The 14999-nt window shown below is 37.1% G+C and carries 15 protein-coding genes and 1 pseudogene; 9 read left to right on the top strand and 7 right to left on the bottom strand.

The genetic code is table 11. From position 1 onward, the window contains the following. Positions 1-128 precede the first annotated feature (128 nt). Both hemH and LEP1GSC049_RS216230 read right to left on the bottom strand, forming a co-directional pair. Complete coding sequence (gene hemH, locus LEP1GSC049_RS216225; protein WP_080593319.1) at positions 129-1226, bottom strand: ferrochelatase; 1098 nt, start codon at positions 1224-1226, stop codon at positions 129-131. Positions 1227-1295: 69 nt separating this feature from the next. After that, complete coding sequence (locus LEP1GSC049_RS216230) at positions 1296-2393, bottom strand: putative porin (RefSeq protein WP_004756377.1); 1098 nt, start codon at positions 2391-2393, stop codon at positions 1296-1298. A gap of 208 nt (positions 2394-2601) precedes the next feature. On the opposite strand from LEP1GSC049_RS216230, the gene LEP1GSC049_RS216235 reads away from it, so the two are divergent. The 5 genes and pseudogenes from LEP1GSC049_RS216235 to LEP1GSC049_RS216250 all read left to right on the top strand — a co-directional run bounded on the left by LEP1GSC049_RS216235 (position 2602) and on the right by LEP1GSC049_RS216250 (position 7436). Beyond that, the gene (locus LEP1GSC049_RS216235) at positions 2602-3519 is read left to right on the top strand and encodes a ParA family protein (protein ID WP_004756215.1); all 918 of its coding nucleotides are present in this window, start codon (positions 2602-2604) and stop codon (positions 3517-3519) included. Continuing rightward, positions 3512-4219: a ParB/RepB/Spo0J family partition protein gene (locus LEP1GSC049_RS216240; protein ID WP_004756366.1), complete on the top strand. Its 708-nt coding sequence runs from the start codon at positions 3512-3514 to the stop codon at positions 4217-4219. The genes LEP1GSC049_RS216235 and LEP1GSC049_RS216240 overlap by 8 nt, the downstream gene beginning before the upstream one ends. Before the next feature lie 99 nt (positions 4220-4318). Then, positions 4319-4921: an NADPH-dependent FMN reductase gene (locus tag LEP1GSC049_RS216245; protein ID WP_004756285.1), complete on the top strand. Its 603-nt coding sequence runs from the start codon at positions 4319-4321 to the stop codon at positions 4919-4921. 880 nt (positions 4922-5801) lie between these two features. Next, positions 5802-6554 (top strand): annotated as a pseudogene (locus tag LEP1GSC049_RS2000000227890) (hypothetical protein). Between the two features lie 123 nt (positions 6555-6677). Next, positions 6678-7436 carry a hypothetical protein gene (locus LEP1GSC049_RS216250; protein ID WP_016560747.1) on the top strand — a complete coding sequence of 253 codons (759 nt, stop codon included), beginning with the start codon at positions 6678-6680 and terminating at the stop codon, positions 7434-7436. A 167-nt stretch (positions 7437-7603) separates the two neighbouring features. On the opposite strand, the gene tcmP is transcribed toward LEP1GSC049_RS216250, so the two are convergent. The 3 genes from tcmP to LEP1GSC049_RS216265 all read right to left on the bottom strand — a co-directional run bounded on the left by tcmP (position 7604) and on the right by LEP1GSC049_RS216265 (position 11112). After that, the gene (gene tcmP / locus LEP1GSC049_RS216255; protein ID WP_016560724.1) at positions 7604-8893 is read right to left on the bottom strand and encodes a three-Cys-motif partner protein TcmP; all 1290 of its coding nucleotides are present in this window, start codon (positions 8891-8893) and stop codon (positions 7604-7606) included. A gap of 9 nt (positions 8894-8902) precedes the next feature. Then, positions 8903-9694, bottom strand: a complete 792-nt coding sequence (locus LEP1GSC049_RS216260; protein WP_016560739.1) for a DUF5131 family protein — start codon at positions 9692-9694, stop codon at positions 8903-8905. A 263-nt stretch (positions 9695-9957) separates the two neighbouring features. Then, entirely contained in the window at positions 9958-11112 is a 1155-nt protein-coding gene (locus LEP1GSC049_RS216265; protein ID WP_016560717.1) for an acyltransferase family protein, read from the bottom strand. Positions 11113-11207: 95 nt separating this feature from the next. On the opposite strand from LEP1GSC049_RS216265, the gene LEP1GSC049_RS216270 reads away from it, so the two are divergent. The 4 genes from LEP1GSC049_RS216270 (at position 11208) to LEP1GSC049_RS216285 (ending at position 14288) form a co-directional block, all read left to right on the top strand. Beyond that, positions 11208-11567 carry a cyclic nucleotide-binding domain-containing protein gene (locus LEP1GSC049_RS216270; RefSeq protein ID WP_001093846.1) on the top strand — a complete coding sequence of 120 codons (360 nt, stop codon included), beginning with the start codon at positions 11208-11210 and terminating at the stop codon, positions 11565-11567. A gap of 150 nt (positions 11568-11717) precedes the next feature. After that, the gene (locus LEP1GSC049_RS216275) at positions 11718-12464 is read left to right on the top strand and encodes an SDR family oxidoreductase (protein WP_004769407.1); all 747 of its coding nucleotides are present in this window, start codon (positions 11718-11720) and stop codon (positions 12462-12464) included. Beyond that, a complete protein-coding gene (locus LEP1GSC049_RS216280) occupies positions 12440-12991 on the top strand; it encodes a low molecular weight protein-tyrosine-phosphatase (RefSeq protein ID WP_004756179.1) in 552 nt (183 codons plus the stop codon). The genes LEP1GSC049_RS216275 and LEP1GSC049_RS216280 overlap by 25 nt, the downstream gene beginning before the upstream one ends. A 28-nt stretch (positions 12992-13019) precedes the next feature. Continuing rightward, on the top strand, positions 13020-14288 hold the full coding sequence (locus tag LEP1GSC049_RS216285) for an NAD(P)/FAD-dependent oxidoreductase (RefSeq protein WP_004756416.1): 1269 nt from the start codon (positions 13020-13022) through the stop codon (positions 14286-14288). Positions 14289-14367: 79 nt separating this feature from the next. Here LEP1GSC049_RS216285 and LEP1GSC049_RS216290 read toward each other — a convergent pair whose 3' ends face one another. Then, positions 14368-14748: a PIN domain-containing protein gene (locus tag LEP1GSC049_RS216290; protein WP_004756211.1), complete on the bottom strand. Its 381-nt coding sequence runs from the start codon at positions 14746-14748 to the stop codon at positions 14368-14370. Further along, on the bottom strand, positions 14729-14971 hold the full coding sequence (locus tag LEP1GSC049_RS216295) for a hypothetical protein (protein ID WP_004767390.1): 243 nt from the start codon (positions 14969-14971) through the stop codon (positions 14729-14731). The genes LEP1GSC049_RS216290 and LEP1GSC049_RS216295 overlap by 20 nt, the downstream gene beginning before the upstream one ends. Between the last annotated feature and the right edge of the window lie 28 nt (positions 14972-14999).

Raw genomic sequence — 14999 nt, 5'->3', positions numbered from 1 at the left:
TTTGTTATGTCCTGCTCACGTTAAGCTAAAAATTTAAAACGAAATCATCTTGAATTTTAAATGGACACTTACCGTAAAACGGCAATTATATGAGGACTTGATTTTAGGATTGAGTAATATAGATTTGTTTAAGAAATCAGACGTGTACATTCTGCCGAATTTAAATTAAAACCTCCCAGTTTTTTACAGAGACATTCTTTTCTTGAGGTCTGGGAAGATTCCAACGCTATTTTTGCCATCGCTTCTATAAATTTAGGATAAATTCCGGGAGCCGGAATTCGGTAGTATTCTAAAATTCCATTTTGGTGAGCTACTTTTTTGAATTGTTCTCCGATTTCTTCTAAGGTTTCCAGGTGATCGCTTACAAAACTGATCGGATAAATGGCTACTCTTTTGACTCCTTTTTTTCCTAATCCTTCTAACATTTGGATCGTGTTTGGTTCTGTCCACTTGGAAGGCCCTACCCTACTCTGAAAAGAAATATGACATTTTCCTAAAAATCCATTTTCGTAGAGTAATTTTTTAAGGTTTTTTACGTTGGAATCTATTTCTTCCTTGTAACGATCACCTTTTTGGATTAGGCGGATCGGAATTCCGTGTGCACTAAAAACTAAGTCGATCGTTTCCCAGTCGGGAACTTTTCGAAAAGAATCGGAATGTAAAAAGTCTTTCTGATTCAGTTTACCTTGAAAAAAATCCAAAATCAAATTCAAAATCGATTCCAGATAAATTTGAGAAGAATGAAAAGGTGTAACCCAACCTTCGACGCCTAACGGACAAAATCCAACGTTTTGTTCTATAAGTTTGGCGGTACTTAAAACGGTGGATCTAGAAAAATGAGGATATAATGGAAATATAATATTTTTATTACTTGGAATCATAAATTCTCTAGGTATGTCCCTAATATTTGGATGACCACAGGTCATAGTGACGATACTTTCCCAGGTTTCTCCCGTAATTTTTTTGAGGGTCTGTGTGATGGCGTCCGCTTGTTTGTTGGTTTCAGAAACTAAAGGAGAACCTCCTCCAAATCCCATGGACTCGTAGGTCTTTGCGATTTTGGGAGTTCTTTTTTTTGCGATCCATTTTCCTAAAGGTCTTCGGATCCATTCCGGAAGTGGAAGATCAAAAACAAAAGGGTCTTCAAAAAGATCGATTAGAAATTTTTCGATTTCAAATTCGTTACGTGGGCCGCCTAGATTGATGAATAGAATTCTATTTTTCAGATCGTTTTCCTTTTGAAGTTGGTTTTAAATTTTACCGATTTTATCGGGAAACTTAGAATTGGAATTTCCTTAGTACAAAAATCCGGTCAGTGACAGTTCTATGTTCCATTCTTTTAGATTCATATAATTTTTATAATGGCCTAGATGTTGGGATAAAATGTCGCTTTCACTGAGTCCACCTTTGGTAACAAAATGTCCGTCACCGAAAAGTCTGTGTTCGTTGAGTTTGAGAAACATCAGATAGTTCCCGAAAATTTTTCCCGCTCCTATGTTGAAGTCGATTCCAAAACCCGAAACGTCTCCGATAAAGTTAAGAGCCCTTTGATAGTGAAAGTCCCGAAAATGTCCCGTCCAAAAAATTCCGGAAAAAGAAGTTTCAAAAACCCATTCTCCATTTGAATATCTATATCCTAAACCCAAAGGAAATTCGTAAGTAGAATATGAAAAACTGAGACCCAGTCCTATTCTATTTAAAAAAACCGGACTAGAATCGAAAAATTGAAACACGTCATAAAGAATGTATTTCATAAACGTATATTGAAATCCGCCGGTAAGATAAAATCCTTTTCCTTCTTTTCTATAGTCGGCTTCTCCGTCTCCGAAGTATCTTCTTAGGATGAGAGATTGACTATTGTTTTTCATGGATAGACGCCCCTTCCCGTCCGCAAAATTTCGAGAACCTATAAAAGTATAAGGAGTGTCATAATAAGAGAATTCCCTCGTCGAAATTTTGGTTCCTCTTTCTACCGTCGGGTCTCCTAAAAAGAAATCTTCGTCCCTGCCCTCTCCTGCGTTTACATAACGTCCGGTGGTTTTTAGATTTAGATCGGCTTCCCATTTTTCCCAACGAAGAGTAAACCCCAACCCGGCGTAGTTGAAGTCTCTTGCATACGTGATTCTAGAGCCTCCTTTAAGTCCGGAAAGGTTTGGGTATTTGGTACCGGTTTCGAAAATGTTGTCTCCTCCGTTTCTTCCGGCGAGTATTGTAAAAGAAGACTGTCGTATCAGTTTTTTAAAAAAAGTTTCTTCGGCTATAATGGGTTTTTCTTTTGTAGAAAAAGGTTTGGTAGTTTCATCCGAGTTCGAAGTGGAGATTTGAGAGTAAATCGGTGAAAACGAAAAAAAGTGTAAAGCTAAAATTAGAAAGGAAGTTTGTTTTATTTTCATAGGTTTATTATCTAAGTTTAAATTACCGACAATTCTGGGGTGCAATCATTTCACCCCGAAAGATTGAATTGACGGATCAAGACAGATTAACCCGCCCTACCCTACCCACGCAATACAGTTTTTAGTGTTTTTGAAATCGATGCGACATAGTTTGATTTGACAGAGTATATCTGTCTAAATGAAATTGATCTGGAGAGACTAAAGGTTCATGAATTCTAAAAATCTAACAATCAGACAGATTTTAGATGAGTTTGAAATTTCCTCGGAAGATGAATTCTTATCCAAGGTGAAGGAATGGAAAATTCCGACTGCCGGAAAAGGAAAATTTGATCGTGAAGTAATAGAAAAATATTTTCAAAAAACCGAAAAACAAACCTACGATTCCTCTATCATCGCAGTTTCCAACCAAAAAGGAGGAGAAGGTAAAACCACGGTTTCGGTATGTTTGGCGGAGGCGCTTTCTAAGTCAGCACCCGTGCTCCTCGTGGACTGGGACGCTCAGGCCAATATCACTCAACTTTTTTTTGGTGCCGTGGAAAATTCCGTGTTTCATTCTTTGGGTTATAAGGGAGAGAATCAGATTCCAGTAAAAGAATTGTTGATTAGGCTCGCCCCGGATTTGGATTTATTACCTTCTTCCATCCATCTGGCCAATTTTACAACTCCGTATGAAAGGGACGATTTTGAACTTTTGAAAGACGCGCTTAAACCGGTTCGTTCTAGTTATAAATATATTATCATAGATTGTCCGCCCTCGTTGGGTCTGATTTTAGAAAATGCTTTGATCGCCGCCGATCACGTATTGATACCGATTCAAACACGAGCTTTTAGCGTTCAAGGTCTAAAGGATTTACATTCTACAATTTTAAAAATTAAAAAAAAAGCAAATCCATCGCTCAATCTTTTGGGGGCCGTTCTAAATCAGTATGAAGACGCGCGTGCTCTTGCGGGACTTGCGGACGCCATTCGAAAATATTTTGAAGTTTTTGATACCGTTGTCTATAGAAGAGAATCGATTCCGCAGGCTCAGGCCAAGAAAAAACTTTTGGGAGAATACGACAACAAAGCTATGCAGATGTTTTCTTCTTTAGCGGAGGAATTAATGGAGAGGATTTCAAATGGCTAAACGATCTGATTTTGCGGGAATGGATCTTCTTACCGCTTTTGGAGAAAAAGAATCTTCTAAAGCGGAAATACAACTTTCCGATATAGTGCCCAATCCATCCCAGCCTAGGATTTTTGGAAAAGAAGAAGTTTCCGATCTTGTGGAATCTATGAAACGCTTGGGATTGATCGAGCCGATCGTAGTCCGAAAGTCCGGAAAAAAGTATCAGATTGTCGCGGGAGAAAGAAGATACCAGGCTGCAAAAATTCTTAAATGGAATACAATTCCTGCGATTGAAACCTCGGCATCCGAAGACAGATGTTTTGAAATGGCTCTCGCGGAAAATGAAAAAAGAAAAAGCCTAAACCCCTGGGAAGTAGGACGTGCGATTCAATTTTTGAGAAAAGAAAAAAGAAAAACGGCGGAAGAAGTTTCTAAAATTTTAGGTTTTACCGAAAGATACGTAAAACAATTGAGTTCCATTGCGAGGCTCGATCAGAAATCGGTGGCGGATCTGATTAAGTCCGGAAAGGATACTTCTGTAAAAAACCTGGAAGCACTCTTAAAACAAAAAGAAGGCAGGGGGGGTGAAATCATTTCATCCCGTAAATTGGTTCAGTCTAAGATCGTTTTACAGATCGGGAAACTTTCTTCACAACAGAGGGAAAAATTTTTAAAAGAACTTTCTTCTTTAAAAAAGAAATACGGAATCAAAGATTAAAAAAACACTTCGAAAGCCAAAGTCTGCTATGGTTTTAGAAAAAACGATAAATAACTATTTTAAAATGATTTTTAATTAAATTCTTTAAATGGAGAAAACATGAAGTTCGCTATTATAGCCGGTCCTCATAGAAAAATTTCACAGTCGGTTAAGGTCGCAAATTGGGTAGGAAATAAACTTGAATCTTTAGGTCATCAGAGTTGGATTCTTGATTTAGGAAATCATAAACTTCCGGTTTGGGATGATTCCTTTTGGGAAGGTGGGGAGTTTTGGGATAGGATTTGGAAACCGATAGAAGCCGAACTTAAAAACGCGGAGGCTTTTGTTTTTGTAACTCCGGAATATTCCGGTATGGCCTCTCCCGGCCTAAAAAACTTCCTTCTCTATTGTAACTCTACTCTACTTGGTCACAAACCGGTTTTGATATGTGCGGTTTCCGCGAGTAGGGGAGGGGCCTATCCAATTGCCGAACTTAGGATGAGCAGTTATAAAAATACCAGGCTCTGTTACATTCCCGAACATATTATCGTTAGAGATGCGGAACACGTTCTTAATGGCCCCGAACCCGTAAGTCAAGAAGATACTTATATTAGAAGGCGAATCGATTTTGCACTCAAAATTTTGGCAGGTTATGGAGAAGCTCTGAAACAAGTTCGAGATTCCGGCGTGACTTTTCAGAAAGAATTCTCAAATGGGATGTAGAGCTTTAAAAAATCTACTTAAGGGATTTATAATGCTCTAATGGTTCCGTCTTAAGGAAGTTCCTTTGAGAATCCAGCCCCACTCGTTCTCATTTCTAAATTTGAATGATAGTAATTAATATTAGAGTTGTCGAAAAATTTAATAGTGAAATTTAACAAAACCGCTTCAATTTCCCATTTCAACGAAATGAAAATTTATTTCCGATAACTCTATCGACTTGAGTGTTAATTTTAGAAATACGTTTGCTGCTCGGAATCTATGAAAAGAGCACTATGATGAGCTTGTTTTAAAAGTAGAATATGAAGTCTTTTTCAAAAAAACAACAATTCAGAATTAGATATAATTTTTGAGAACTTCTATATTTTTGTAGAATAGAGTTGTTGAAAAATTAATTCTTGATCTGTTTGTATTGGATTGAATGAACAATTGAAGCAATTTTACGAATTTTCACTATGGAATTTTTCAACAACTCTAATTATCTATTAATTTTGGACCGTTTTCATGAGCCCAAAGAGTATTATTTTACAAACGATAATCTTAAATTAAAGTGAGTTCAGTGTTAAGGAACTCGCGATTTTGGAAGTTGGAATCTGAACTTTACAGATCGATTTTTTCAATGTGGGAACTCTCTCAAATCACGATTTTACGAATAAATTCTAAAATTATAAGGACTCATATTTTTAGAAAATTTTTCTTACGCCGAACTCACGTTAAATTACTTTTTAATGGTAATATTAAAAGGATTCGTAGTTAAATTTGCGTCTCTTTTCGATCCGGAAAAATCGAAATCCGTCTTGAACTTTACGATTGTAGGCCGGATCTTTAAATAGAATGTGGGCTATGAAAGCGATCATCCCAAAGGGAGAAACTTGTTTAAAAAATGGAAGATAAATTGAACTCCAGTGATACGGAAATCCTAATGAAAGAAATCTCCGCGTGCGAGGAGGCGCTGGAAATCCTGAAACAGGGAAAAGATGAGGAACACGTTGAAGATATTTTGGCGAAATGGGATTATCATTCGACGAAGCGTTGCAATTTTACCGTGACAAAAAAGAGAATCTCGAAAAATACATTCGATCGAATCCACAAAAAAAATCTGAAAACGATATTTTGAAATCCATACGAGGCTTCAACCCCTATGTTGATCTGGATCTTGAATCGTTTATTTCTCTCATTCGGAGTGCCGTTAAGTTCAATCGAAACAAGACTATAATGCACACGATCTTTTATGCGCTCTTACTTATTTGAACAACTTTTATGACCTCGACAACAGAGTTGTCGAACATTGTTAAAGATTTATGTAAGTGAATGGCAGTCCTTGGTGCCTCTTTCGGAAAATTCCTTAATGATTAATTTAAGCCAGACAATCTCTAACTCTGCGGTAAAACTTGCCATTAAAACGCAGATGAAAGAAGACGAACTTCAAGCCCTTAAATTGGTTCCCGAGAAAATCTCCGTTGATGCTCTTGCCTTTAACCTGGCGCGATTATTCGCACAAAAGAAAGAAAAAGCGAACGTTCTTAAATATTCCGGCGTAGCGTTGTATCTCGGGGTAAACATTCAGTCCTTTCACGAGGGTCCTTTGCTGAGTCCTTACAAAAAAGATTTGATCGTATTAAACAAAGATCGCTGAAATAGTACGTCTCGATTTCGAAAAAATTCTGGAATTATTGAAAGCCTTAAATTTTATTTTATTCATTGAGGAATTCGACGGTTTATAATGTGAAAGAATTGGATTGGGAATTCCGCTTTATTGATGATTTTGTTTGGCTCATTCGTTTATTCCTGCCAAAAGATCGATCTCGATTCTAGAAAAATATTTACCGCTTCCGGAAATAAGGATCTTTCTTTTTTCATAGAGATCGAGGGTCGGACTATTCGTATCATCCGGATTTGGTATCGGGATACGTTTTCCACTTGTGAGGCGTGTAGACAATGGATTCGGGTTGCGGAAGCGGAAATTTTACTTAAAAATAGGCCTATTCTAACCAAACGCACGTTATACGAGGTTAGAAGAATCGACGCTTGGGAGGATTGGTTCCCGAACGAAGGGCGGAAGTTGACTCGGTCGGATTCGCAAATAACACGATCCGATTTGAATCCGGAATTGAAAAAACAAATCAAACTACGGACAACTGCCTATCCTGAATTTTTCATTCGATCGCTTATGGATCATTCTGTCGATGTCCGTACAAAAATGATTCTGCATTCCGCTTTTTCAAACGAGACTACCCTGGAAGTTAGGGAGCTGTGTTTGGTTCGAGAATCGAAGATTTTGGATTGCTTTTCGGTTTCCAATTCGGATTTTGATTTTCTTCCCCTGGAAAAAAATCGATATCTTTTGGCACAATCCTATCGGGGTGCGAATTTCCAATACTTTGAAATTCACAAGGATCGATTCGTCTTAGAGGATGAATCAATTTCAAAGTTCGTTTTCGATGGAGATATCTCTTCTCCTTCCGAAAGAGAAGGTTCTGTTCAGGAAACCAAGTGGGAAATCGAAACGTTCCAGTGACAAATGATCTAAGAGAAAAAGTCGTAGCCCCGAGTGTGATCGCGATACGATGTTGACTCCAGAGTGAATTCATGAGCGGTTATTCAACCACCTGATCACAAAGCGTTCGGGTGGGCGATTTTTACGTTTACGATTGTAAGAACTGTGACAAGCAGATTAAAATTTATTCATTTGATATAAAACTGCTTCATATCAGGAAAAAGAAAATATTGCTTATCATTAGACTTTATAATAATATCATCAGGTTTCAAATGCCTTGCTTTAGAATCCTTACCATTTCTTTTTACCTTTAACTCCATATCTTCTCTAGATTTAACAATAAAGTCCTTATAAATTTCTAGGTTGGCCGGGTTCATTTGAATAGTTAAATCCACTAAATCGCGAAATCTGACCCCATCCTTATGTTCATAAATTAGAGGAATAATTCCTTTCTGCATATCAATAACGCATTGTTTATGGTTTTCTGATTTTATATCAAATAATCGCAGTGACTCTTCAAAATATTCTGGAGTCCTAAACCCTAATCCATATATGCCGTATGAAAACTGATAGCTTAAATCAATATTGTTGTAGCGCCAAAGGGTATCTTTAATAACTTCTTGAGCGCGGCGATGATTCGCAAAATGAATTAAATAATATGTTACTATTGTTGAAGTTTTCAGCATTCCAAAAGTATACACATACCTAACATTACCTTTATCACGGAATAACCTTAATGTTTCATCTCTCAAATAGGCCTGTTGTGGCAGTGTATCTATTCCATCAATATTAGCTTTCAAAAAATAACCTTTTGCATCAAGTCGGTTATCAAAACTCTTAAGACTATCCTCTCTATTACTTAAAAATCTTCGAATAAAATCTATCATAAAAGTTAGTAGTATTTCGCTTTTATTCAAAGACATAATTTTTTGTATATCTAACATGCTAAATTGGGTATAGCCAAAAGGATCAACAAAGAAGAAAGAACTGCCCCCTCTTTTTTTTATATCGTCTAAACAATAATCAAGTACATCAGAAAATTCTTTTGTTATTATTTGATAATGAAATTTAACGAATTTATCATTATCCTCCAAGCTATTGAGATAACCTTTTAAACATTCAGTATGCTGATCTTCATTATCTATAAAGAAAACTTTTATATTGAGAATAAAACGTGGCTTACCTCGTTTTTCACGAACTTCACGCATTGCGCTCTCAACAACCCTAAGAATTCTAATTGGAGACCCCTCCCAGAACTGATCAGATTCGGGATCAAGATAAAAACCGCCACCGCAAAAGCCATCTACAATGGTAAGAACACTTGAATTTCCAGGATGATTGGCGCAGAGTGTAATGATCCAGTCCCGCAAATAACTTTCTAAAATTAAATGTTTTTCCTTTGTATGTGGCTCAATGATTGGATATTTAGTCCGATCAGATGACCAAGAAGTTTTATTATCTTTGCTAATTAAATGCATAAATTGTTCTTAAATAAAGGATGCTGCAGCCTTAAGTTTATCTACGATAACTTGCCGGACAGGAGCTTTTTTAGATTCAATTTTTGGAAATCCATTATATATTCTTCCCTTTAAGGTGCGCCCAGTCTCATGTTTTCGAACACCACCCCATTGCTTAAAGAAAAAAGGAATTTTAGCTTTTTTGCAACTTTCAAGTATTGGAATTACCCATTCTTCTTTCATCGGACGAGCGCGGGGGCCGCTTTCCCCACCGACTATAACCCAATCAATTTTGTTTAAATTAAGTTTTCCAATATCTTCTAACAAAGGTTCAATGGATAAAAATCTCATTACGACATTTGTCTGTTGAAGGGTTTTAATCCTTTTTATTCCACTTTTCTTATTTTCTACGCTGACACCTAACCAGATATGCTTGCATTTAGAAAACTCTTTCAGTGTTGAAGAAAAAAGTTTCTTCATTCTTTCGGGTCTTTTCGTTAGAACTTGATAAGTGTGCCAATCGGCAATCTTCATTACCGAAAATACTTTATAAATATATTCATCATCAACATTTTCATGAAACAAATCACTCATTGAATTCACAAATATTTTTCTTGGACTAATCCACTTGATAGGTTCATAAAGTTTTTCTTTTATTATCCTAAGATCAAAACCAAACTCAAATGGATGACCTTTAACTCCTCTAAATCTTTCAGCAAAAGTTTCCGCATAACAATTTTTACACCCAGCACTAACTTTTGAACAACCTCTAGTTGGATTCCAAGTAGAATCTGTCCACTCAATATTGGATACTATACTCATATTGATTTCCGAAATAATATTATAATTAATATTTTTAGAATTAAATAAAATTTCAACACTATATCCTAGATTGAATAAAAAATAAACTTATAGCCTCGCAATACATAACTAAGCCAATCACGGATGGCTTGCGTCTTAAATGAGGGCGACGCCTAACTCTAAATCACTGAATCGGATAACAATAGATAGTTGAGTATTATAAAAACACATCTTTCTGACAATTCTAATTTAGCGGCATACATTCTTAAATACTTATAAGAGTATTAGAATGTTTTGATTTTTTGAAGAACCCAATGAATCGTTTTCGTAAAAAATAGCCAAGTGACAAGAGGAAGGATTACGTTCAAAAAGCCGACGATAAAGATCAGAGGCCAGGCGCCCCAATCGAAAGGATTTAGGGCGTGCATCCAATGAATCAGTATAGGATGTAGAAAAAAAATCCCCATACTATTTTTGCCTATAAACGCGAAAATGGAAATGAACCTTTTATGTTTGTTGTTTTCTTGAGAACTTTCCGCCCAAAAAAATAAAAATAAAAACATAACAAGAGGATAAAAGATAAGATGATTGGAAGAATCAAATTTCCAAAAATAACCTATAATACCCACTACAACTAAGTACAACAAAATTCCGGAAAAAAGAATTTTACTAAAAGAATAGGGTAGAGGGCCGGTCTTTTCGAAAAGTAGTAAAAAATTTTTAGGTTCTTTAAACCACTTTTCGGCGAACATACCAAAGACGAAAAAGAAAAAAAATCCGGTGGGTAAGATCGGCTCTATGGTTTTTAAAACCGGGTTGTCAACGTAATGAAAAAAATGATTCGATAAAAAATTTGTCACAAGAGCGATCAAAAGAAAGGTCAAAACTGCTTTTGAAGATTTTAAATTGGATATAAATAGTTTCAAAAAAGGGAATATTCCATAAAAGGAAACTAGTAGAGGAACAAAATAATAAGGAGCGCACCAGGTTCCGAGCAAAATTCCCTTGAGAAATTCTATTAATTCCGGAAACGTTCCTAATTTTATATAAGAAGCCAAAAGGCTTATACCTAAGTAGGGGATCAAAAAAGAAATTAATTTTGGTTTCCAGTAATCTTTCCAGTTCGTGAATTTTAAAAAAATCCCGGAAGAAATGATAAACGCCGGAACTCCAAACCTGGATAAGTTGGAAAGAAAAAGAGTAAATGAAGAGGCACTTTCGTTCGGACCAAAATACTGATAATACGAGTTCACATGAATAAAAACGATTCCAGTGATGGCAAGTCCTCGGATGAAATCTACGGATTGACTTCTGTTATTTGAAGTTTCTTTTTTCGGAAAAGAAAGTAAGATTTGAGAAGGTGTTTCTGAGGTGATGTATATTAGGACTAGTATACAAAGTCCGAATGTATCTATAAGTAATGAAAGGTTAGAAATCATAAAAAGAGTGTGCTTTTTTTAAAGATAAAATTAATATTTAAACGTCAAGATGCGATTTTATGATAAGGAAGTAAATCTTTTAGGCGGTTTGAAAAATGAATACGTTGGAGATTCCAGCTGGTGGAATCGTTTTTAAAGAAGGAGATACAAATAACGCGATGTATGTAATTCTCTCCGGCTCCGTCGAAGTTTTTTTTACTCGGAAAAATACAATCCAACGTCTTGCTGTCATGAAAAAAGGTGATTTCTTTGGGGAAATGGCTTTGTTTCGTGCCATGCCTAGAACCGCGACCGCAAAAGCAATTTTAGATTGTAGACTTGCCGTGATAGAAAGTAGGCAACAGCTAGAAAGATTTCTAGTTAAAAACCCGGATTTTTCTGCCAAGATGGTTCGGATTCTTGCGGATCGTTTGGCGCATACGGATGAAATCCTTGGTTCAAAACTGGAAGAGTAACATTTAAAAATTCGTTTGTTATTAACCTAACGCAAATTAGGCGTATATCTATAATTATAAAACTTTGTATTTACAGAAGAATTAAATAAATGGATTTTCCTTGAAATTAATGTTTGAAGCGGGTTACAATTCTAAGTTAAGTTGTCTTCTATGAAAAACGTGATCATTACAGGTGCAAGTTCCGGAATAGGAAAGGAGTTGGCCAAACTCTACGCGCGAACTGGAGCCAACGTAGCCCTTACGGCCAGACGAAAGGACGTTCTCAAAAAAATTGTAGAAGAATTGAAATCTTCCGGAGCGAAGGGTAAAATTCTTTTCGCTACTTTGGATGTATCTGATACGGACCAAAATTTTAAGGTCATTCCTAAATTGGTCAAGGAGCTAGGAGGTTTAGATCTGATCGTTTTAAATGCGGGCATTTCAACTACTTCTTCATTTGGAGGAAGAAGTTTTGAAGCGGATCGTGCAGTGATTGAGACCAATTTGATTGGTGCTATGGCGGGTGTAGAAGCGGTTCTTCCGATTTTTCAAAAACAGAAATCGGGTCAAATTGTAGCGATCTCTTCTGTCGCCTCGTTTAGAGGACTTCCTGGTTCTGCCAGTTATTCTTCTTCCAAGGCGGGATTGTCCGTTTATATGGAAGCACTTAGAGGAGAAGTAAAACGATATGGGATCTTTGTCAGCGTAATTCATCCCGGATTTATAGATACTCCGATCAACAATCGGATGAAGTCTCGCCCTTTTGTAATTTCAGTAGAACGAGGTGCGCAAAAAATATTTAAAAGAATTGAAAACAAAGTTTTATCGGCTACAGTTCCTTGGTTCCCATGGGTTTTCCTGGGTTATCTTATGAAACACATTCCAGAATTTTTATGGTCGAAGATCAGTCTGAAATAAATTTACCCTTTGAAAAACAGAATCCGAAAGGTAAAAACCTCATCCGGGTTTTATTCGTTTGTCTTGGAAATATTTGCAGATCTCCTGCCGCAGAAGGAGCCTTTTTAGATCTGATTCAAAAAAGAAATTTAGAATCTTCCTTCCTCGTAGATTCTTGTGGAACTTCTAGATATCATATCGGAGAACTTCCTGATCCTAGAACTAGACAGGTCGCTCGAAAAAAAGGAATCGAACTGACTCATAGAGCGAGACAGTTTAGAAGAGAAGACTTTAAGGAATTCGACTACATTCTGACGATGGATAAGTCCAATCAGAAAGACGTTTTATCTCTCGCGTCTTCGGATGAGGAAAGAAAAAAGGTACAGTTGTTTCGGTTTTTTCAAAAAGATTCAAAAAAAGATTCCGAGGTTCCAGATCCGTATTACGGAACTTTGAAGGACTTTGAAGAAGTACAAAATATTGTTTCGGATGCCGCAGAAGACTTTCTTGAATTCCTGCTTTCTAGAAAGTTGGATTTAAAAACCTAAATCAAGAAGCGGGAGAGAATATTCACAAATGGGTGAATCCAATCAAAAGAAAGTAGTCGTTATAGGCGCGGGGTTTGGCGGTTTACAGGCCGTTAAACAACTATCTCAAAATGACAATTTAGACATTACGGTAATCGATAAAAAAAATCACCACCTATTTCAGCCGCTTCTGTATCAAGTGGCTACCGCAGTTTTAAGCCCGGCGGATATAGCAATTCCTACACGTTCATTGGTAGGAGAAAGTAAAAACGTGACCGTGGTATTGGGGGAAGCGACTAAAATAGATCCCAAGACAAAAACGGTTTATTATCAAAATACTTCAACAAATTATGATTATCTAATATTATCCGCAGGCGCTAAGTCCAGTTATTTCGGAAACGATCACTGGGAAAAATACACGATAGGTCTTAAAAATCTAAAGGACGCATTAAAAATTCGTCATAAACTTTTGATCTCGTTCGAAAAAGCCGAGTTATCCGGCGATCCGGAAGTGGTTAAGTCTCTTTTAAATTACGTGATTATAGGCGGTGGCCCGACTGGAGTGGAACTCGCGGGTTCTATCGCAGAACTTTCCCATCAGATCATTCGAGATGAATTTCATAAGATTGACCCCGCTTTATCTAAGATTACTTTGATAGAAGCTTCTCCTAGATTACTGATGACCTTTGATCCTTCTTTAGGGGAGTTTACAAAAAAACGTCTGGAGAGAAGGGGAGTGGAGGTTTTGACCGGCACCAGAGTGATTGATATTAACGAACAAGGGGTTCAACTCGAAGGAAAAATGATTCCTACCCAAACTGTGATCTGGGCGGCAGGAGTCCAGGCCAATAGTATCGCATCCACGTTAGGCACTACTTTGGACCGAGGAGGTAGGGTGATCGTGGACGAGTTTTGCAACATCGAAGGTCACTCCGAAGTTTTTGTAATCGGGGACATCGCCAGTTATTCTAAAGGTTTAGAACGTCCGTTGCCGGGGGTTTCTCCCGTTGCAATGCAACAGGGAAGATACGTCGCTTCTTTGATTCAAAACGATCTAAAAAATAAAAAACGAAAACCATTTCATTATATAGATAAAGGTTCTATGGCTACGATTGGTAGAACGGACGCGGTCGCTCAGGTGGGAATTTTGAAGATGAAAGGTCTATTCGGTTGGTTGGCTTGGCTTTTTGTTCATTTGTTTTATCAGGTGGGATTTAAAAATAAGATTACGATTTTAATCACCTGGGTTTGGTCTTATATCGCATTTCGTGCAGAGGCAAGAGTAATCCAAGACGAGATCAGCGCGAATAACGGTTGAATATGAAAATTAGATATTTTAACGGTGATCTTTTTTTGTGAGTTAGTCTTCTTTCTATCCTTCCTACGTTCGACTTTGTTTAGTGAATTAACTTCAAGGATATGAGTTTTGAAATCTTCGAAAAAATTTTATCTTCCGTAATTAGATGCGCTTTCAATTCGAGAGCGCACTGGCAAATATGTGCGTCCGCAACGGAAACGGAAAGTCCTTTAGAATAGAGTTTGGATCTGAGAAGCCCGACTTGGAACCAGGATTGTATTTCGTTTCCACAGAGGGGAAGATCTTCTAAAAAATCCTTCATTCGTTCTTGATCTGATTTAGAACGGATTCCGCTTAAAAGTTCCGCGGCTACTACCGGAGAAAGATAGGCCCTTCCTTCTTTGAGCGCCTCGTCTATGTGTTCGTTTCCCTGGGAAAAATAACTGATAAAACTAGAAGTATCAATTACGAGGGCGCTCACGACTTACATCCAAATCGATTTCTATTTTGATCTTACCTTTTAAGTTTTGGGCTTTATCATAAGCTCTGCTTCTTCGAATCAATTCGAGCCCGATCACAATTGTTTCGGTAATACCTTTTCCGGTAACGTTCCTAGCCTCTTTTAAAAGTTTTTCGGGGAGATTGGCGGTGATTCTTTTGTCGGATGCTTGCGCGGCCATAAACCGATCTGTATCAAAATACATACGAATGTCAATATAAAAATCGAATTTT

Source organism: Leptospira kirschneri serovar Cynopteri str. 3522 CT (assembly GCF_000243695.2).
Classification (GTDB): domain Bacteria; phylum Spirochaetota; class Leptospiria; order Leptospirales; family Leptospiraceae; genus Leptospira; species Leptospira kirschneri.
This window is presented reverse-complemented; position numbering and strand designations above follow the sequence as displayed.

Coding starts and splice junctions, on each gene's coding strand:
- LEP1GSC049_RS216240 (WP_004756366.1), top strand. CDS start 3,512: ATGGCTAAACGATCTGATTTTGCGGGAATGGATCTTCTTACCGCTTTT.
- LEP1GSC049_RS216295 (WP_004767390.1), bottom strand. CDS start 14,971: ATGTATTTTGATACAGATCGGTTTATGGCCGCGCAAGCATCCGACAAA.
- LEP1GSC049_RS216250 (WP_016560747.1), top strand. CDS start 6,678: ATGATTTTGTTTGGCTCATTCGTTTATTCCTGCCAAAAGATCGATCTC.
- LEP1GSC049_RS216260 (WP_016560739.1), bottom strand. CDS start 9,694: ATGAGTATAGTATCCAATATTGAGTGGACAGATTCTACTTGGAATCCA.
- LEP1GSC049_RS216285 (WP_004756416.1), top strand. CDS start 13,020: ATGGGTGAATCCAATCAAAAGAAAGTAGTCGTTATAGGCGCGGGGTTT.
- LEP1GSC049_RS216270 (WP_001093846.1), top strand. CDS start 11,208: ATGAATACGTTGGAGATTCCAGCTGGTGGAATCGTTTTTAAAGAAGGA.
- LEP1GSC049_RS216280 (WP_004756179.1), top strand. CDS start 12,440: ATGGTCGAAGATCAGTCTGAAATAAATTTACCCTTTGAAAAACAGAAT.
- tcmP (WP_016560724.1), bottom strand. CDS start 8,893: ATGCATTTAATTAGCAAAGATAATAAAACTTCTTGGTCATCTGATCGG.
- LEP1GSC049_RS216265 (WP_016560717.1), bottom strand. CDS start 11,112: ATGATTTCTAACCTTTCATTACTTATAGATACATTCGGACTTTGTATA.
- LEP1GSC049_RS216275 (WP_004769407.1), top strand. CDS start 11,718: ATGAAAAACGTGATCATTACAGGTGCAAGTTCCGGAATAGGAAAGGAG.
- LEP1GSC049_RS216245 (WP_004756285.1), top strand. CDS start 4,319: ATGAAGTTCGCTATTATAGCCGGTCCTCATAGAAAAATTTCACAGTCG.
- LEP1GSC049_RS216230 (WP_004756377.1), bottom strand. CDS start 2,393: ATGAAAATAAAACAAACTTCCTTTCTAATTTTAGCTTTACACTTTTTT.
- LEP1GSC049_RS216235 (WP_004756215.1), top strand. CDS start 2,602: ATGAATTCTAAAAATCTAACAATCAGACAGATTTTAGATGAGTTTGAA.